The organism is Kitasatospora sp. NPDC056783 (genome assembly GCF_042789895.1).
Taxonomy (GTDB): Bacteria; Actinomycetota; Actinomycetes; order Streptomycetales; family Streptomycetaceae; genus Kitasatospora.
This window is the reverse complement of the sequence record NZ_JBHUAF010000159.1, coordinates 1-18,246: the sequence shown is the minus strand read 5'-3', so window position 1 is coordinate 18,246 and position 18,246 is coordinate 1. Positions and strand designations below refer to the sequence as shown.

The following is an 18,246-nucleotide window of genomic DNA, read 5'->3' as shown; positions in this document are numbered from 1 at the left end:
TCGCCACTCCCCGTGGCGGGCTCCGGGGCGATTCGCCGCTTCCGGGGATCCAAGCACACGGGCCCCGGCATTTCCCCGACGCGCCGCCGACATGCCCGGACGACCCGCGCGAACGCCGTAGACAGGACTCCCGAACCCCTCACCTCCCCGGGAGTCCCCCGTGACCATCGCCACCGCCAAGCTCAGCGACCCCGTCGTACGCGCCGTCGTCACCGCGATCAACGCGGGCGACCGCGAGACCTTCGTCGGGCTGCTCGCCGAGGACGCGACCATGTCCGACGACGGCTCCGACCGGGACCTGGCGGACTGGATCGACCGCGAGATCTTCACCGCCCACGGCCGGATGGACGTCCAGACCGAGTCGGACGGCGGCCGCGCACTGGTCGCCAACTTCACCAACGACACCTGGGGCGAGATGCGCACCGCGTGGCGCTTCGCCGTCGACGGCGGGAAGGTCAGCCGCTTCGAGACCGGCCAGGCCTGATCCTCACCGGTCCAGCCCCAGGCACCCCCGCACCGCGCGGATCAGGTTCCGCGAGCGGACGTCCCCGGTGACACCCGGCTGCATGCCGTTGGTCACGTAGCCGAAGCCCAGCCCCAGATCGGGGTCGGCGAAGCCCAGCGAGCCGCCCCGGCCCGGGTGACCGAAGCTCGCCGGGGAGGCCATCGGCGCGGTCGGGCCGTGCCGCCAGAACCCCAGGCCGAAGGTCGAGTTGACGATCAGGACCCGGTCCGGCCCGCTCGCCACCGGTTCGACCGCGCGGGCCAGCACCTCGGGGCCGAGCAGCGGCGGCAGCAGGGCGCCGGAGCCGTCCGCGCGGTCGGCCGCACCGATCAGGGCCGCGTAGAACCGGGCCAGCGAACGGGCGGTGCCGATGCCGCCGGCGCCGGGGATCTCGGCGGCCTGCACCGCCGGGTCGTTGAGGTCCACCCCGGGACGCACCGAGGCGAAGGAGCGGGCGGTCAGCGAGGACGGGTCCTGGTAGGCGTCCCGGACGGACTGCTTGGGCCGCAGCCGCAGCCCGCTCGGGCCGGTCCGGGCAGCCTCCGGAGCCGGCAGGTCGACCAGCCTGCCGACCCGGGGCGCGGCGCCGGCCGGCAGCCCGATCCACAGGTCCAGCCCGAGCGGCCGGGCGACCTCCTCGGCGAAGTACTGTCCCATCGTCCGCCCGCTCACCCGCCGCACCACCTCGCCGACCAACCAGCCGAAGGTGTACGGGTGATAGCCGTGCGCGGTACCGGGTTCCCAGGCGGGCGCCTGCGCGGCGACGGCGGCGGCCGCGCGCTCCCAGGTGAGCACGTCCTCCAGCCGCAGCGGCACGTCCAGCGCCGGCACCCCGGCCCGGTGCGAGAGCAGCCAGCTCACCGGTACCCGGCCCTTGCCGGCCGCCGCGAACTCCGGCCAGTACGAGGCCGCCGGAGCGTCCAGGTCGAGCAGGCCGCGCTCGGCGAGGAGCAGCGCGGTGGTCGCGGTCAGGCCCTTGGTGACGGAGCGCAGCACCTGCGCGGTGTCCGAGGTCCACGGCACCGCGGGCGACGGCCGGCCGCCGACCTCCGGCCGGGCGTCGCCGCCCCACAGGTCGACCACCTTGCGGCCGCGCACGTACAGCGCGAAGGCCGCGCCGAGTTCGCCGTACTCGGCGAAGTTCCGTACGAAGGCCGCCCGTACGGGCTCGAACCCCTCGGCTGTCTCGCCCCAGATCTCCGTCACCGCGCGCCGTCCTCGACCGGTTCCACTGCTTCTCCTGCCACCCGTACTCAGTCCCGATCCCTTCCGATGTATTCCGATTCGATCCGTCCCGATCGAATCGGATCGGTTCGAATCGGACTCGGACCGAGCCCCGGAACCCTAACCTGTCCCCCATGACCAACCCCGCCGAAGAACTGCTGGACATCGTCGACGAACACGACCGCGTCATCGGGACCGCCCTGCGGGGCGAGGTCTACCGGCGCGGGCTCACCCACCGCTGCGTCTTCATCCTGGTCCGCGACCCGGCCGGGCGGATCTTCGTCCACCGGCGCACCGACACCAAGCTGTTCGCCCCCGGCGCGTACGACATGTTCGTCGGCGGCGTGGTCGGCTCCGGGGAGGCCTACGCCGAGGCCGCCGTCCGCGAGGCCGAGGAGGAACTCGGCGTCGACGGCATCGCCCCGCGCCCGCTGTTCAAGTTCCTCTTCGAGCAGGAAGGGCTCTCCTGGTGGTGCGACATGTACGAGGCCGAGTGGGACGGACCGGTCTCGCCCCAGGAGTCCGAGGTCGCCTGGCACACCTGGCTCACCCCCGCCGAACTCGCCGAGCGCCTCGGCCGCGACGTCTTCGTGCCCGACGGCCTGGAGGCCTACCGCCGCTACCTGGACTTCCGGGCCGCGTAGGCCCCCGCGTGGCATCCGGATAGGGTGGCGCGCATGGCCTCCCGTACACCGTCGCCGACGGCCGACCCCGCCGCCCGGACCTCCGCATCCGCCCGGCCGGCGGGCGAACGGCCGCGTCGGCGGCTGAGCGTGGACGAGCGGCGGGAGCAGCTGATCGCCGTGGCGCTGGAGCTGTTCAGCCGCCGGCCTCCGGAGGAGGTGTCGATCGACGACATCGCCGCCGCCGCGGGCGCCTCCCGGCCGCTGGTGTACCACTACTTCCCCGGCAAGCAGGCGCTGTACGAGGAGTCGCTGCGGCGGGCCGGGCGGGAGCTGTCGGCCCGGTTCGAGGAACCCATGGCCGGGCCCCTGTCGGAGCGGCTGTACCGGGTGATGGGCCGCTACCTGGACTTCGTGCAGAGCCACGGGCCGGGCTTCGCCGCCCTCCTGCGCGGCGGGTCGGTGGCCGCCAGCGCGGGCACCTCCGCGGTGATCGACGAGGTGCGCCGGGCCGCGCAGGAGCAGATCCTGGCCCACCTGGCGATCCCCGCGCCGAGCGTCGGGCTGCGGCTCACCGTCCGGGCCTGGATCGCCAACGCCGAGATCACCTCGCTGGAGTGGCTGACCGAGCGCTCGGTGCCGCTGGAGGAGCTCCAACTGCACCTGGTGCAGGAGTTCGTCGCGGCGCTCACGCTCACGGCGGCCCGCGAGCCCGCCCTCGCCGCCGAGCTGGCCTCCTTCCTCACCGACGAGCGCCCGGACGGCCCGACCGGGCGCCTGGTGCGGGACCTCGCGGCGCTGTTCGCGGTGCCGGGGATCGTCGGGGCCGTCACCGCGCTGGCCGCCCCCGACCCTGCTGCCGGAGCGGCCGAGGCCGCTGGGGCCGCCGGGAGTGCCGGGACCGCCGCCGAGTAGCCCGACAGGACCGCCCGGGCGGTCGCCGGAGCGGTTGCCGGAGTCGTCGTCGCGGCCACCGGCGCGGTGCCGGTCCGCGTGATCATCGGGTCATCCTGCGGTTCGGCCAGGACGGTGGGCTCTGATAGGAATGAGCAGGGATCAGGCGGTGCGCCGCCGCGGCGCGCCCGGTCCCACCCGAACCACCGACGGCACGGAGCAGAGCGGGGGGCTCACCAGGTGACCCAGGACGTCCAGTTCAGCGCGGAGGCGAACCCCTTCGCGGCAGCGGAGCAGGTCTGCGCGACCCTCGGCACCCTCACCGACGCCCTCTTCGACGAGCACACCTCGCGCCACCCGGCAGCCTCGCTGAGCGCCCTGCGGACGGCCGAACACCCTGCCGCCGAGGCGCTGTTCGGCCTGCGGCTGGCCCCCAACGGCCCGGTGCACGCCACCCTCGGCCGGCTCGGCACGGTGACCACCGCCGGCACCGCCCGGCCGGGCACCGGCGCGCGGCTCGCCGAGCGGACGGTCGCCGCACTCCAGGCCCGCTACGGTGGCGGCGCGGTGCGCGGCGCCATCGCCGACCGGGGCACCACCTCGGCCGCGCTGTTCCAGCTGCCGGTCACCGGCGAGTTCGCCGACGCCAAACTCCGCCCGCCGTTCGCCCCCGCGCTGGCGGCGCTGGCGGCCGGGCGACAGACCCGCCAGCCGGTCGAACTGCCCACCGGCGCGGGTACCGAGGTCCGGCTGGTCGTGCCGCCCGGCTTCCACGCGCTGACCTCCCCGGGCGGTCCGCCCGGCGTCTCCTCCCGTACGGTGCCCCCGCTGCCCGACGGCGCTGACCGGGCCGACGGCGCCGCACCGGCGACCGTGGCGGCCTCCGACGAGCTGGCCCGGCACCTGGCCGAGGTCGCCGAGGAACTGTTCAGCGCCACCGGCCCGGAGCCGCGACGCGACTTCGCGGTGATCGCCGCCACCCTGGCCGACCTGGTCCGGGACGCGGGCGTCGGGTACGCCGGCGTCTGCGCGCTGGAGCTGGACGGGCGCACCTCGGACGCCGCGCTCGTCGTCTCGCTCGCCCGGCACCCGCTGCCGATCACCGCACTCGCCACCGAACTGGCCACCGTCCGTCGGCACGCCGAGGTGTGGACCGTCCTGCTGCCGGCCGGGCCGGCCGCCGTCCTGGTCGAGGGCCGGACCGCTCCGGTGCCCGGCCCGCTGGCCGCCGACGGGCAACGGCGCTGGGTGGTCGCCTCGGCCGTCCAGGCCTTCGTACCGTTGCCGGACGGCGGGACGGTGCTGTGCGTCCAGCTCTCCACGGCGCGGCCGGAGGACTGGGAGTTGTACACGGAGGCGTTCGCGGAACTGCTGAAGAGCATCCAGTTCGGCTGGGACGGTGTGCCGGCGGCGGTGGCCCCGGCTGCCGTGCCTGTGGCGGCGCCGAGCGCCGTTCCGGCCCAGGCCCCGGCTCCTGCTCCTTCGGCGACTGCGGGTGCGAGTGCGAGTGCGAGTGCGAGTGCGACCGCCGAGGAGGAATCGGAGGAGGTGCCGGTGCACCTGCGCGGCACCCCGGTGCGGGTGCCTCCGGCGGACTTCAACCCCTTCGCGCCGGCCGCGGACACCTTCGTCGCCGACGAGGGCGGCGCGGCTCCGGATGCCGGGGACCTTCCCAAGGGCACCCCGGTGCGGATCCCGCCGCCGGACTTCAACCCCTTCGCCATGGCGGGACTCCCGAGCCCTTCGGAAACCGCGCCCTCCGCGCAGCCCGCCGGGGCGGCCCCGGCCGCCGACCCGTTCGGCACCACGGTCGCGGCGGAGCGGAAGGCCGACCCGTTCGGCACCACCCTCCCCGGCCAGGGCCCGACGGTCCCGCCGCCGCCCTCGACCCCGCCCGTCGTTCCCGCCCAGGCGCCACCCGCCGAAGCTGGAACGGCCACCGCCGCCGCGGAGCAGGGCGAGGCCGAGCGAGAGCCCGCCCTGGCCAAGGGCACCCCGGTGCGGATTCCCCCGCCGGACTTCAACCCCTTCGCCATGGCGGGACTCCCGAGCCCTTCGGAAACCGCGCCCGAGCCGGAGTTCACGGATGGGGCGGACGCGCAGCCGGAGCACCGGCCGTTCGGCTGAGCGGGCCGGGACACACGGGGCGGTCGACGGATGACAGGTAGCGAATGACGGGTAACGGATAACAGATTTCAGATTTCAACGAACAAAATCTGAAATCTGTTACCTGTCATCCGTCGACCGCTACCCGTCCCCCTCCACCCGGTCCGGACAGCCCGCCGCCCACCTGCCGCTCAACGGCCCCGGTGCCGAAGGAAGTTGCCACACAAGGCGCCAACCGCCGCCCATCACGACCGAGTTCACCCGTCAGTCGAGCCACATCCATTCGGCCCGCTCGCCCCTACTCAGCCCCGGGCCGGCCCCGACCGGCCCACGCCCGGCCCTCAGCCCGCCCGCCGGGCCAGGTGCACCACGTCCGGCACCCCCCGGGCCACCGGGATCTCGTGCGTCACCACGTCCGAGAACCCGACCGCCCGCAGCGCCTCCTCGAAGGCCGTCGACGGCTGCGCACTCCACACGGCCAGCACCCCGCCCACCCGCAGCCGGTGCCACAGCACCGCGAGCCCGTCCGCGCCGTACAGCCCGTCGTTGGACTCCGTGACGGTCCAGTCCGGCCCGTTGTCGATGTCCAGGCACAGCGCGTCGTACCGCTCACCGTCCGCCGCCGCGAGGTACTCCAGCAGGTCGGTGTGGAGCACCTCGACCCGCTCGTCGTCGAGCGCCCCGCCCGAGAAGGCCCCGAGCGGTCCCGTCCGGTGCCACTCGATGATCGCGGTCTCCCGTTCGACGACGGCGATCCGCCCCCAGCGCGACTCGGCCGCCGCGTACGCCAGCGAGAAGCCGACTCCGAGGCCGCCGATCAGGACCGACGGCCGCTCGACCCGGGCACTGGTGCGGTCCAGTTCGTCCAGTGCCGCCTGGATCAGCAGCCGCTCCGAGCGTCCGTCCGCGGTGTCCATCAGGAAGCACCCGTTGGCGATGATCTCGAAGTCCCGACCGCGTCGCCGGAGCACCACCTCTCCGTACGGGCCCTCCCGTCGGTCGAGGGTGACGACGGCCTGGTGGCCGTCTCGTTCGGGCAGTGCGGTGGTCATCCGTCCTCCTCGGCGAAACGCGCGTGCGGGCCGCCCCGGTCGAGGGGGCGGACACCCGCCCGACAATAGCCGAGTCCGTACCCGGAGCCGTCAGGTCGTGACCAGCACCCCCACGTACGAGACGCCCGCGACGACCATCCAGGAGCCGAGCCCCAGCAGGGCGATCCGCCCACCGGTACGGATCATGGTCGGCAGGTGCACCGCGCTGCCGAGCCCGAACAGCGCGGCGGCCAGCAGCAGTTCCTGGGCGTCCGCGGCCAGCCCGAGCACCCGCTCGGGCAGCACACCGGTGGTCCGCAGGGCGATCATCGCGAGGAACCCCGCCACGAACAGCGGCACGATCGGCGGCCGGCCGCCGCTCCTCACCGACCGCTCGGCCGCCTCCCCGGCCGTCTGACCCGCCGCCCCGGCCGGCTTCCCGGCCACCCCGACCGACTCCGCACCCACCCCGACCGCCACCGGGGACACCCCCGCCGCCCGGAGGTTGCGCCGCACCGCCACCGCCACTCCCGCGACCAGCGGCGCCAGCAGCACCACGCGCATCAGCTTGACCAGCACGGCCTCCCGCAGCGCCCCGGCCCCGCCGGTCTGCGCGGTGGCGACCACCTGCCCGACGTCGTGCACGCTCGCCCCGACCCACCGCCCGAACTCCGGCCCACCGAGCCCGAGCGGGTGCTGGAGCAGCGGCAGCACGGCGATCGCCAGCGTCCCGCACAGGGTCACCAGCGCCACCGAGGCCGCCACGTCCTCCTCCTCGCTGCCCGCCGCCTGGCTGACCGCACCGATCGCCGAGGCCCCGCAGATCGAGTACCCGGTGGCGACCAGCAGCGGCTGGTCCCCGGGCAGGCCGAGCCGTCGGCCCAGCCAGAGCGTCCCGGCGAAGGTGGCGGCGACCACCGCGAGCACCATCGCGACGGTGGCCCAGCCGAGCCCGAGCACGTCGTCCAGGCTGAGCTTGAGCCCGAGCAGCACGATCCCGAGCCTCATCAGCCGCTTCCCGGCCGTCGACAGCCCCGGCCGGGCGACGCCGCGGACCACCGGGCGCAGCCCGGGCAGGTGGGCCACCGCCATGCCGAGCACGACGGCGGCGGTGAGTTCGGGCACGGCCGGCACCAGCGCGTGGACGGCCAGCGCGGCGGCCACCCCGAGGGCCGCGAACAGCAGCCCGGGAGCGTCCCCGCGCATCGGCGACAGCGAGCGGGTGCGGGCGGCGCGCTGCCGGAGGGTGAGTGCCACGCCGCCGCTCACTGCTCCACGTCGGCGGGCAGTCGGTAGACCCGTCGGATGCTGGTGCCGAGCCGCGAGACGTCCGCGCCGTACACGTGGATGGAGATCGCCGTGCTGCTACAGGAGTTGCGCACCAGGTGGATGTCGCCGGGCGGGGCGAAGGCGGCCACGGTGCCGGCCGGGCCGGCCACGTGCTCGGTCTCGACCAGCCGGGCGGTGCGGCCGCCGGGGACCAGACGGTAGCGGGTCTCGCTCTCCTGCCCCTGGTGGACGCCGGCCACGCACCAGGAGATGTGGTCGTGGATCGGGGTCAGCTGCCCGGGCAGCCAGACCAGGGCGACGACGGAGAAGCTGCCGTCCGCCTCGGCGTGCAGGACGTGCTGACGGTAGCGCTGCGGGTCGCCCTCGCACTGGGCCGCGGTGAGCAGCGCGTCGGGCCCGTCGGGGTCGGCGAGCAGGTGCGGGGCGAGTTGCTCGCCGACCAGGTAGGCGGTGAGTTCCGGCGGGAGCCCGCGGTCCACGACGGCGCGGATCTCACTGATCAGCGCGGTCATCCGCTCGGTGAGTCGGTCGCTGCCGACCGTGGCTGAGGGTGTCATCCCAGCAGGTTCGGACGTACCGACCTATCACGTCCAAGGAGGGCCTGTAAGCGACCTCCCCACTGGCGCTTATACGTCAGCAGCCGGCCCGGCTCGCCGCGGCCTGCCGCAGGTGGTCCAGCACCAGCCCGGTGGCCGGGATCCGGCGGTTCTCGCGCAGCACGTACGCGCTCACCTGCCGCCGCAGGTGCGGTTCGACCGCCCGCCCGGTGACCTTGCGGTGGCACATGAAGGAGAGCACCAGCGCCGGCATCAGCGCGATCCCGACCCCGGCGGCGACGAGCGACTGCACCGCGAGGTTGTCGTCGGTGGAGAAGACGATGTCCGGCGCGAAGCCCTCCTCCGCGCAGACGTGCAGCAGGTTGGCCCGGCAGCGCGGACAGCCGGCGATCCACCGCTCGCCGCCGAGGTCGGCCAGCCGTACGGCGTGCCGGCGGCCGAGCGGGTGCCCGACCGGCAGCAGCACCGTGAGCAGGTCCTCCATCAGCGGGATCTCGTCCAGGCCCTCCGGCACCTCGGTGGCCCCGCCCGGGTAGCGGAAGGCCAGCGCGATGTCGCACTCCCCGCGCAGCAGCCGTTGGACGGAGTCAGGCGGCTCGGCCTCCAGCAGTTCGACCCGCACCCCCGGGTGCTCGGCCAGCAGCCGGGCCATCGCCTCGGGTATCAGGGTCGCGTTGGCGCTGGGGAAGGCGCAGACCCGCACCCGGCCGGCGCGCAGCCGGGCGAGCGCGGTGAGCTGCTTCTGGGCGGCGGACATGCTGCCGAGGATCAGTTCGGCGTGCCGGGAGAGCGCCTCGCCCGCCTCGGTGAGCCGCAGTCCGCGCCCCGCGCGGGTGAACAGCGGGACGCCGACGGTCCGTTCGAGCGCCTTCATCTGCTGGGTGATGGCGGGCTGGGTGTAACCGAGTTCGCGGGCGGCGGCCGAGTAGGAGCCGGCTCGGACGACCTCGTGGAACGTCCTGATGTGCCGCGAATCGAACACCGGCTCCATGATCCCCCCGCCACCTCGTCCGCTTTCGGTCCTGCGTCAGCCTCGGCTCTGACGCCCGAAAAGCATAAGAGGAATTTGGAGGTAGCGACCCCGACCCCACCCGCACCTTTGGTTGAGCGTCGAACCGCCCGCCCACCGAAACGCCCACCGAACCGCCCGCCGGTCCGCCGAACCACCCGCCTCACTGCTGGGCCGACGGCGGCAGCCCCATCGCCACCCCGGCCTTGACCACCGGCGCACCGCCCCGCGCGCTCGGGCTGCGCCGACTGCGCCGCTCCACGAACCGGGCGAGCCAGGAGAGCAGCAGACACATGCCGATGTAGACCGGCGCGATCACCATCACCACCGGGATGAACGGCAGGTCGTAGTCCAGGTTGGTGGCGATCAGCTTGCCCGCGTGCAGGAACTCCTCGTAGGTGATCAGGAAGCCCAGCGAGGTGTCCTTGAGCGCGACCACCAACTGGCTGATGATCGCCGGCAGCATCGCCCGGCAGGCCTGCGGCACCAGCACGTACGTCATCACCTGGGTCTTGCGCATGCCCAGCGCGAACGCCGCCTCCCGTTGCCCCTTGGGCACCGCGAGCACGCCGGCCCGGAACACCTCGGCCAGCACCGAGCCGTTGTAGAGCACCAGCCCGGCCACCAGGGCCCAGAGCGGCTGCACCTTGAGCGCGACGAACACGAAGAAGATCATCACCAGCAGCGGCATGGCCCGGAAGAACTCCACCACCAACGTGGCGGCCCAGCGCACCATCCGGTGGTCGGAGAGCCGCCCGGCCGCGAACAGCGCGCCGAAGGGCAGCGCGAACAGCACCGACCAGCCGAACGCCGTCAGGGTGTTGCCGAGCCCGCGCAGCAGCAGGTTCTGCACCCCCCGGTACTCGAAGGGCTGCCACTTGGCGGACGTGAACTGGTGGGTGTGGAACAGCATGTAGACCACCCAGCCGATCAGCGCCGCGATCAGCAGCAGCGCGATCCCGCCGTACAGCCGGTGCCGGGAGAGCGCCTTCGGGCCGGGGATGTCGTACAGCGCCGAGGTTTCCACGGTCATCGGGACACCGCCACTCGTCGTTCCAGCAGGTTGAAGACGGCGCTGACGGCCAGGGTGATGATCAGGTAGCCGATGGCGATCCAGACGAAGGTCCAGATGATGCTGTAGCCCAGCTCGTTGATGGTCCGGTAGGTGCCCAGGAGTTCGGTGACGCTGAAGGAGCCGGCGATCGCCGTGTTCTTCGCCAGCGCGATCATCACGCTTCCGATCGGCGCCACCACCGAGCGGTACGCCTGCGGCAGCACCACCAGGCTCATCGTCTGCCCGAAGCCCATGCCGAGGCTGCGGGCCGCCTCGCCCTGCCCGGTCGGCACCGTGTTGATCCCCGCGCGCATCGACTCGCAGACGAAGGCCGAGGTGTAGCAGCCGAGCGCGAGCACCGCGAAGGTGTAGAAGGGCAGCGTGATGTCGAACCGGGGCAGGCCCAGCACCACGATGAAGAACAGCAGGGTCAGCGGTGTGTTGCGCAGCACCGTCACCCACAGTGTCCCGAACACCCGCAGCGGCTTGACCGGCGACACCCGGAAGCCCGCGATCAGCACCCCCAGCACCAGGGACAGCACGGCGCTCACCGCGAACAGCGAGAGCGTGCCGAGGAACCCGTCCCAGTAGGTCGACCAGTTGTCGGTCAGCGTTTTCACGGCGCGGCCCTCTCAGTACCGGACGATCTGCGGCGGGTTCGGCGCAGGCTCCCCGGAGAGGCCGAGGGTCGCCTCGAAGGCCCTCTTCCAGTCGCCGTTCAGCATGTGGTGCTCCAGCGCGTCGTTGATCGCGGCGCGCAGCACGGTGTCCTCCTTCGGCACCCCGATCCCGTACGGCTCGGTCGAGAACAGCGGGCCGACCACCTTGAGCTCGTCCGGCACCTTGGCCGCGTAGCCGAGCAGGATCGCGTTGTCCGTGGTCACCGCGTCGACCTGGTTGGTGATCAGGTTGTCCACGCAGGCCGAGTAGGTGTCGTAGCCGATCAGTTTGGCCTTCGGGTACTGCGACTGGATGCGCTGGTACGGCGTCGAGCCGGCCGCCGAGCAGACCTTCCTGCCGTCCAGGTCCTGGGGGCCGTGGATGGTGGTGTTGTTCTTGCGCACCAGCAGCGACTGTCCGGCGATGAAGTACGGGCCGGCGAAGCCGACCAGCTTCTTCCGGTTGTCGTTGATGGTGTAGGTGCCGACGTAGTAGTCCACCTGGCCGTTCTGCAGCGCGGTCTCGCGGTTGGCCGAGGCGATGGTCTTGAACTGGATCCGGTCCGCCGGGAAGCCCAGGGACGCGCCGACCATCTTGGCGATCTCGATGTCGAAGCCGGAGTACTCGCCGGTGGCCGGGTTCTTCTGGCCGAGGTACGGCTGGTCCTCCTTGGCGCCGACCACCAGGTGGCCCCGGCCGCGGGCGGCGTCCAGGGTCGGCGAGCCGGTGATCGCGGAGGCGTTCTGCACCTGGTAGGTGGGCAGCGCGCTGGGCTGGGGGCCCTTGGGCGGCGGGGTGCCGGGCTTGCCGCAGCCCGCCGCCAGCGCGGTGAGCAGGAGGGCGGCGAGCACCCGCCCGCCCGCCCGCGCGACGGCGGATGTCGCGGCGGGCGTCGTCTCACGGTTCACGGGGCCGCCTCAGTGCTTCAGGATCTTGGACAGGAAGTCCCGGGCGCGCTCGCTCTCCGGAGCGCTGAAGAAGTCCTCCGGGGCCCGGTCCTCGACGATCCGGCCGTCGGCCATGAACACCACCCGGTTCGCGGAGGCCCTGGCGAAGCCCATCTCGTGGGTCACCACGACCATCGTCATGCCCTCGCTCGCGAGCTGGCGCATGACGTCCAGCACCTCGTTGATCATCTCGGGGTCGAGCGCCGAGGTGGGCTCGTCGAAGAGCAGCGCCTTGGGTTCCATCGCCAGCGCGCGGGCGATCGCGACCCGCTGCTGCTGCCCGCCGGAGAGCTGGGCCGGGTACTTGTCGGCGTGCGCCGCCAGGCCCACCCGTTCCAGCAGCGCGCGGGACTTGGCGTCCGCCTCCGCCTTGGACCTGCCGCGGACCTTGATCTGCGCGAGTGAGACGTTCTGGAGCACCGTCTTGTGCGCGAACAGGTTGAAGGACTGGAAGACCATGCCGACCTCGGCGCGCAGCCGGGCGAGGCCCCGGCCCTCCTCGGGCAGCGGTCGGCCGTCGATCAGGATGGTGCCGTTCTCGATCGGCTCCAGCCGGTTGATCGCCCGGCAGAGGGTGGACTTGCCGGAGCCCGACGGGCCGATGACCACGACGACCTCGCCGCGTCCCACCGCCAGGTCGATGTCCTGCAGCACGTGCAGGTCCCCGAAGTGCTTGTTGACCCGGCGCAGTTCGATCAGCGGGGTGAGCGCCGGGGCGCCGGCCGGGGCCGGCCCGGGAGCGGCGGTCACTTGCCGCGCCGTCCCTTCAGCAGCCAGCCCAGGACGACACCCGCGATCAGCGTGGCCAGGAGCGCGATCCAGAGCGGCGCGGTGACGGTGAAGACCCAGAACTGGATCTTGACCTTGTCGAGGTTGGCGAGGAGGAACCACACGGCGAGGACGACGATGGCGCCGATCCCGATGTACCGCGTGGGAATGCCTCCGATCTCACTGCGCGAGGAGCGGGACGAACCGTCTGAAATCTTGGTCACCGGAGCAGTCTGCGGTCCGGGCGGCCGATTTGCCCGGTTTACACGCCCTTCCGGGCGAGGGAGTAACCCGTATGGGTCAATCCACCCCATACGGGTTTGAACCATCTCCTTCCCCCGTTCGGCCGACCGCGGCCGCCTCTACCCCCGGTCCACCGGCTCCCCCGGCACTCCTCTACCGTCTCTCGACCGGCTCGCCCACCGCTCCCCTACCGTCTCTCGACCGCCCCTCTACCCCTCGTCCCGCCAGGACCGCCAGAGCTCCGCGTAGGTGCCCCCGGCGGCGACCAGGTCCGGGTGGCTGCCGTACTCGCTGATCCGTCCGCCCTCGACCACCGCGATCACGTCCGCGTCGTGCGCGGTGTGCAGCCGGTGCGCGATGGCGATGACCGTCCGGCCCTCCAGCACCCGGGAGAGCGAGCGCTCCAGGTGGCGGGCGGCCCGCGGGTCCAGCAGGGATGTGGCCTCGTCCAGCACCAGGGTGTGCGGGTCGGCCAGCACCAGCCGGGCCAGCGCCAGCTGCTGGGCCTGCGGCGGGCTCAGCGAGGCGCCGCCGGAACCGACCTCGGTGTCCAGGCCCTCCGGCAGGACGTCCACCCAGTCCCCGGCCGCCACCGCGTCCAGCGCGGCCCGCAGCTCGGTGTCGTCCGCGTCGGGCGCGGCCAGCCTCAGGTTGTCCCGCAGGGTGCCGACGAAGACGTGGTGCTCCTGGTTCACCAGGGCGACCTCCCTGCGCACCCGCTCGACGGGCATCCGCGCCAGCTCCGCCCCGCCGAGGGTGACACTGCCCCGGCCGGGGGCGTAGATCCCGGCCAGCAGCCGGCCGAGGGTGGACTTGCCCGCGCCGGACGGGCCGACCAGCGCCACCCGGCTGCCCGGGGCGACGTCCAGGGTGATCCCGTGCAGGACGTCCGCGCCCTCGTGGTAACCGAACCTGACGTCCTTCGCCTCGACCCACCGGCCGTCCGGCCGCAGGGACTCGTCCCCCTCGTGCTCGGGCACCTCGTGCACGCCGACCAGCCGGGCCAGCGAGGCCTGGCCGATCTGCAGCTCGTCGTACCAGCGCAGGATCAGGTCCACCGGGCCGGTCAGCATCTGCGCGTAGAGCACGCCGGTGGTCAGCTGACCCACCGTGATCCATCCCCGGAGGACGAACAGCCCGCCGAGCACCATGGTGGCGAGCACCGCCATGGTGTAGACGGCGTCGATGGTCGGGAACCAGAGCGAGCGCAGCCACAGGGTGTACCGGTACCAGTCCAGCCAGGCGCCCAGCTTGCGGTCGGTCAGCCGGACCCGCCGGTCACCCAGCCGCAGCGCCTCGACGGTGTGCGCCGCGTCCACGGTCTCGGCCAGCACGTTGGTCACCGCCGCGTGTGCGGCCGACTCGCTGCGGTAGGCCTGCGGTGCGCGCCGGAAGTACCAGCGGGAGGTGGCCAGCAGCAGCGGCAGACCGATCAGCGAGGTCAGCGCGAGCAGCGGGGAGGTGACCAGCAACGCGCCGACCACCAACAGCAACGACAGGACCGCGACGACGAGTTCGGGCACCGCCTCGCGCACCGACTTGTCCAGCCGGTCGATGTCGGTGGTGCCCCGGGAGACCAGGTCCCCGGTGCCCGCCCGCTCCAGGACGCCCGCCGGGAGGGCCACCGAGCGGACCAGGAAGTCCTCGCGCAGGTCGGCCAGCACCCGTTCGCCGAGCACCGCGCTGCGCAGCCGCGACCAGCCGGTGAACGCGGCCTGCGCCACCAGCGCCAGCAGGTACCAGGAGACCGCCACCGCGATGGTGGACTCCGTGGTGCCGGTGGACAGCGACTCGACCAGGCCACCGAGCACCCAGGGCCCGACCAGCCCGGCCACCATGGCGACGGTGTTCAGCGCCACCACCGCGGAGAACGCGGCGCGGTGCCGCCGCACGAGCAGCAGCAGGTACCCGCGCACGGCCGCCGGGGAGCCGACCGGCAGGGCGACGGCAGGCCCCTGCTCCTCCTGGACGGGGGGCTTCATGACGTACTCCTCGCTTGCCTGGCAGGGAAGTTGACGGCACTGCTCATGACAGCGCCGCTCATGCCGTCACCACTCGCGACGGCGGTACCCGTGACGGCGGTACTCGCACCGGCCGTTCTCATACGGCCCCGCCCACCGGCTGGGCCGCCTCCTCGTCGCGGGTGACCACGGCCCGGTAGGCCGGCTCGGTCCGCATCAGTTCCCGGTGCGGCCCGACCGCGGCGACCTTGCCCTCGCGCAGCAGCACCACCCGGTCGGCCTGATCGAGCAGCAGCGGGCTGGTCGCGAAGACGACCGTCGTGCGCCCGGCCCTGGTCGCCCGCAGCCCGGCGGCGATCCGCGACTCGGTGTGCGCGTCCACCGCGCTGGTGGGCTCGTCCAGCACCAGCACGGGCGGGTCCACCAGCAGGGAGCGGGCCAGCGCGAGCCGCTGGCGCTGGCCGCCGGAGAGGGAGCGTCCGCGTTCGGTGATCCGGGCCCGCATCCGGTCGCCCCCACTCTCCGGCGAGCCGGCCGCGAGGGACTTCAGCACGTCGTCGGACCGGGCCGCCGACAGCGCCTGCGCGACCGGGACCCGCCCCGAGGACGGGACGTCGAACAGCTCGGCCACGGTTCCGGAGAGCAGCACCGGCTCCTTGTTCTGGACCAGCACCGCCTCCCTGGCCTCGGCCGGCGGCACCGCGTCGAGCTCCGTTCCGCCCAGCCGTACCGAGAGCCGCGCCCGCTCGCCCTCGGCCGGCGGGACGTGGCCGCCAAGCCGCTCGGCCATCGCCCCGGCGACGTCCGGGTCCCCGCAGACCACCACGGTCAACTCACCGGCCCGCGCGGTCAGTCCGCTCACCGGGTCGTGCAGGTCGCCCTTCTCCGGCCGGAACAGCGAGGCCTCGCTCGCGGCTCCGCCCCGGGTCAGCGAGAGCACCCGCACGGTCCGCGCGGCGGAGACCCGTGCGACGCTCCGGGCCTGCGCCGCCTCGCCCAGGACGCGCAGCGGCGCGACCAGGAAGGCGGTCGCCCCGTAGACCGTGACCAGGGTGCCGACGGATATCTGGCCGGCGACCGCCAGCCGGGCGCCGTACCACGTGACGCAGACCACGAACAGGCCTGGCAGCAGAACCTGCTGAGCCTGCATCAGCGCCCAGACCCGGGCCGAACGGACGGCCGCCGCGCGGACCTTCTGGGAGGCCTCCCGGTACCGCTCCAGGAACAGCTCCTCGCCGCCGATGCCGCGCAGCACCCGCAGCCCCGCCACCGTGTCGGCGGCCAGTTCGGCCGCCTTGCCGCCGAGGGCGCGCTGCTTGTCGAAGCGCCGCTCGAACGGCCCGACCAGCGGCAGGACGGAGAACGACAGCATCGGGACGCCGATCAGCACCCCGGCGCCCAGCACCGGGTCGACCGCCACCACCATCGCGCCCACGGTCAGCCAGACGATCACCGCGGACCACACCCGGGCGATCAACTCGATGTACCAGCTGATCCGTTCGACGTCTCCGCCACCGACCGCGACCACCTCGCCGGTGGCGATCCGGCGGGGCAGCGCGGCCCCGATGCGCGAGGTCTTCCGGGCCACCAGCTGCCTTACCTGAATGGCCGTGTGTATCCAGTTCCACATCGCCTGACGGTGCATCAACACCGTGCCGAGCGCGGCGCCGACGCCCAGCAGCAACAAGAGCGCGCCGGCTCGCCGGATACCGCCGGCGTCACCGTCCACGGCGGCCTGCACGCCGAGGCCCAGCGGCACCGGCAACGCGGCCCGGCACCCCATCTCGAGCAACGTCCAGCAGGTGGCGAGCAGTTGGCCGCGGCGCTGACTGCGCCGCAACCAGCGCAGGAAGGCCGGGGCCGAGGAGAGATCGGGACTGCCGGGATCGGCCAACGGCAGAGGGATGAGCAGCATGACACTCCGATACGAACGGTACGAGGGTACGAGGGTGCAAAGGTGCGGGAGCACGGGAGCACAGCAGTACGGAGGTATGGAGAACGGGGCGCGCGAAACGCCTCGGTGACGTGTGCACAGCACGGACGCGCGGCGCCGCGACACGGTGGCGGCACGGCACAGCGACATCGTCGGAACATCCGGTACAGATAGCCGGACGGCGACATGACGGGCACGAACGGGCCCGGAGGTCAGGAGATCAGGAGATCATGGCCGCGAGCGTGCCAAGCTCCTCACGATCGACGCAACAGGTTTTTCTCATCGCGGTCCACCCCCCGCTCGCCCAGCGGATTCGCACGCCCCCGCGCAACGAATCCGCACGTCTCGGCGCCAGCCCGAACCCGTCCTCACCAGGACGGTCTCCACCCCGGGCAAGCCCCCGCAAAGCCTGGGCCAAGATTAACCCGATCGACGGGAACAATCACACTCGGGCGCCAGTTGCCTCCACTGGAACACACGACGACCAGGAGGACATTCCTTCCGTGAGCAACATCCCCACCGTCACCCTCAACGAGGGCGCGCAGATCCCGCAGCTCGGTTTCGGTGTGTGGCAGGTCCCTGACGCCGAGGCGCCGGCCGCCGTCCGCGCCGCGATCGAGGCGGGCTACCGCTCCATCGACACCGCGGCCGTCTACGAGAACGAGGTCGGCACGGGCTCGGCGATCAACGAGGCACTGGCCGGCGGCCTGGCCCGTGAGGACCTCTACGTCACCACCAAGCTGTGGAACTCGGGTACCCGCGACTGGTCCGGCGAGCAGGGCCGCGACGCGGTGCTGCGCGAGTTCGACGCCTCGCTGGCCAAGCTCGGCCTCGACCACGTCGACCTCTACCTGATCCACTGGCCCCGCCCGATGCACGGCAGCTTCGTGAACATCTGGAAGGCCTTCGAGCAGCTGAAGGCGGACGGCCGGGTCAAGTCGATCGGCGTCTCCAACTTCGGCGCCGAGCAGCTCGCCCGCCTGCTGGACGAGGCCTCCGTCGCCCCGGCGCTGAACCAGGTCGAGCTGCACCCGTACTTCCCCCAGACGGAGCTGCGCGCCTTCCACGCCCAGCACGGCATCGCCACCGAGGCGTGGAGCCCGCTGGGCCAGGGCAAGGAGCTGCTCTCCGAGCCCGCGCTGGCGGAGGTCGCCCGCAAGCACGGCCGTACGGTCGCCCAGGTGGTGCTGCGCTGGCACCTCCAGAGCGGCGTGATCGCCATCCCGAAGTCGGTCACCCCGTCCCGGATCCGCGAGAACCTGGACGTCACCGGCTTCGAGCTGGACGCCGAGGACCTCGCGGCGGTCGCCTCCGTGGCCACCGACAAGCGGATCGGCCCGGACCCGCAGGACTTCGACTGGAACTGACGTCCGGCCCGGGGGCCACCTCCGGGAATTCCTGACGACCGGTCAGCCGAAGGCCGCCCGCCCCCATCGGGGAG

At 73.0% G+C, this 18,246-nt stretch carries 17 protein-coding genes; 5 read left to right on the top strand and 12 right to left on the bottom strand.

The genetic code is table 11. The annotated features are described in order from the left end of the window. Positions 1-160 precede the first annotated feature (160 nt). Positions 161-484: a nuclear transport factor 2 family protein gene (locus ACFRMQ_RS22360; protein ID WP_380732297.1), complete on the top strand. Its 324-nt coding sequence runs from the start codon at positions 161-163 to the stop codon at positions 482-484. 3 nt (positions 485-487) lie between these two features. On the opposite strand, the gene ACFRMQ_RS22355 is transcribed toward ACFRMQ_RS22360, so the two are convergent. Beyond that, positions 488-1,711, bottom strand: coding sequence for a serine hydrolase domain-containing protein (locus ACFRMQ_RS22355; RefSeq protein WP_380732296.1), 1,224 nt, complete (start codon positions 1,709-1,711; stop codon positions 488-490). A 152-nt stretch (positions 1,712-1,863) separates the two neighbouring features. On the opposite strand from ACFRMQ_RS22355, the gene ACFRMQ_RS22350 reads away from it, so the two are divergent. The 3 genes from ACFRMQ_RS22350 to ACFRMQ_RS22340 all read left to right on the top strand — a co-directional run bounded on the left by ACFRMQ_RS22350 (position 1,864) and on the right by ACFRMQ_RS22340 (position 5,373). Next, on the top strand, positions 1,864-2,373 hold the full coding sequence (locus ACFRMQ_RS22350) for an NUDIX hydrolase (RefSeq protein WP_380732295.1): 510 nt from the start codon (positions 1,864-1,866) through the stop codon (positions 2,371-2,373). Between the two features lie 33 nt (positions 2,374-2,406). Continuing rightward, positions 2,407-3,267, top strand: a complete 861-nt coding sequence (locus ACFRMQ_RS22345; protein ID WP_380732294.1) for a TetR/AcrR family transcriptional regulator — start codon at positions 2,407-2,409, stop codon at positions 3,265-3,267. Positions 3,268-3,486: 219 nt separating this feature from the next. Beyond that, positions 3,487-5,373 (top strand): hypothetical protein, encoded by a 1,887-nt coding sequence (locus tag ACFRMQ_RS22340; RefSeq protein WP_380732293.1) that lies wholly within the window; start codon positions 3,487-3,489, stop codon positions 5,371-5,373. Between the two features lie 320 nt (positions 5,374-5,693). On the opposite strand, the gene ACFRMQ_RS22335 is transcribed toward ACFRMQ_RS22340, so the two are convergent. From ACFRMQ_RS22335 to ACFRMQ_RS22285, 11 genes are all read right to left on the bottom strand, one after another. Further along, positions 5,694-6,404, bottom strand: coding sequence for a spermidine synthase (locus ACFRMQ_RS22335; RefSeq protein ID WP_380732292.1), 711 nt, complete (start codon positions 6,402-6,404; stop codon positions 5,694-5,696). A 90-nt stretch (positions 6,405-6,494) separates the two neighbouring features. Further along, positions 6,495-7,589 (bottom strand): YeiH family protein, encoded by a 1,095-nt coding sequence (locus ACFRMQ_RS22330; protein ID WP_380732299.1) that lies wholly within the window; start codon positions 7,587-7,589, stop codon positions 6,495-6,497. 59 nt (positions 7,590-7,648) lie between these two features. Beyond that, complete coding sequence (locus tag ACFRMQ_RS22325) at positions 7,649-8,230, bottom strand: cysteine dioxygenase (protein ID WP_380732291.1); 582 nt, start codon at positions 8,228-8,230, stop codon at positions 7,649-7,651. A 76-nt stretch (positions 8,231-8,306) separates the two neighbouring features. Then, positions 8,307-9,212: a LysR family transcriptional regulator gene (locus ACFRMQ_RS22320; RefSeq protein ID WP_380732290.1), complete on the bottom strand. Its 906-nt coding sequence runs from the start codon at positions 9,210-9,212 to the stop codon at positions 8,307-8,309. A gap of 190 nt (positions 9,213-9,402) precedes the next feature. Further along, positions 9,403-10,272, bottom strand: coding sequence for an amino acid ABC transporter permease (locus ACFRMQ_RS22315; protein WP_380732289.1), 870 nt, complete (start codon positions 10,270-10,272; stop codon positions 9,403-9,405). Beyond that, a complete protein-coding gene (locus ACFRMQ_RS22310; RefSeq protein ID WP_380732288.1) occupies positions 10,269-10,913 on the bottom strand; it encodes an amino acid ABC transporter permease in 645 nt (214 codons plus the stop codon). The genes ACFRMQ_RS22315 and ACFRMQ_RS22310 overlap by 4 nt, the downstream gene beginning before the upstream one ends. Positions 10,914-10,925: 12 nt before the next feature. Further along, entirely contained in the window at positions 10,926-11,861 is a 936-nt protein-coding gene (locus tag ACFRMQ_RS22305) for a glutamate ABC transporter substrate-binding protein (protein WP_380732287.1), read from the bottom strand. Between the two features lie 9 nt (positions 11,862-11,870). Next, the gene (locus ACFRMQ_RS22300; RefSeq protein ID WP_380732298.1) at positions 11,871-12,599 is read right to left on the bottom strand and encodes an amino acid ABC transporter ATP-binding protein; all 729 of its coding nucleotides are present in this window, start codon (positions 12,597-12,599) and stop codon (positions 11,871-11,873) included. A 47-nt stretch (positions 12,600-12,646) separates the two neighbouring features. After that, on the bottom strand, positions 12,647-12,892 hold the full coding sequence (locus tag ACFRMQ_RS22295) for a LapA family protein (RefSeq protein ID WP_380732286.1): 246 nt from the start codon (positions 12,890-12,892) through the stop codon (positions 12,647-12,649). A 228-nt stretch (positions 12,893-13,120) separates the two neighbouring features. Then, the gene (locus tag ACFRMQ_RS22290; RefSeq protein WP_380732285.1) at positions 13,121-14,893 is read right to left on the bottom strand and encodes an ABC transporter ATP-binding protein; all 1,773 of its coding nucleotides are present in this window, start codon (positions 14,891-14,893) and stop codon (positions 13,121-13,123) included. 118 nt (positions 14,894-15,011) lie between these two features. Then, positions 15,012-16,787 carry an ABC transporter transmembrane domain-containing protein gene (locus ACFRMQ_RS22285; RefSeq protein ID WP_380732284.1) on the bottom strand — a complete coding sequence of 592 codons (1,776 nt, stop codon included), beginning with the start codon at positions 16,785-16,787 and terminating at the stop codon, positions 15,012-15,014. Between the two features lie 521 nt (positions 16,788-17,308). Between ACFRMQ_RS22285 and ACFRMQ_RS22280 the strand changes: the two genes are divergently transcribed. Continuing rightward, positions 17,309-18,172, top strand: a complete 864-nt coding sequence (locus ACFRMQ_RS22280; protein ID WP_380732283.1) for an aldo/keto reductase — start codon at positions 17,309-17,311, stop codon at positions 18,170-18,172. Positions 18,173-18,246 lie beyond the last annotated feature (74 nt).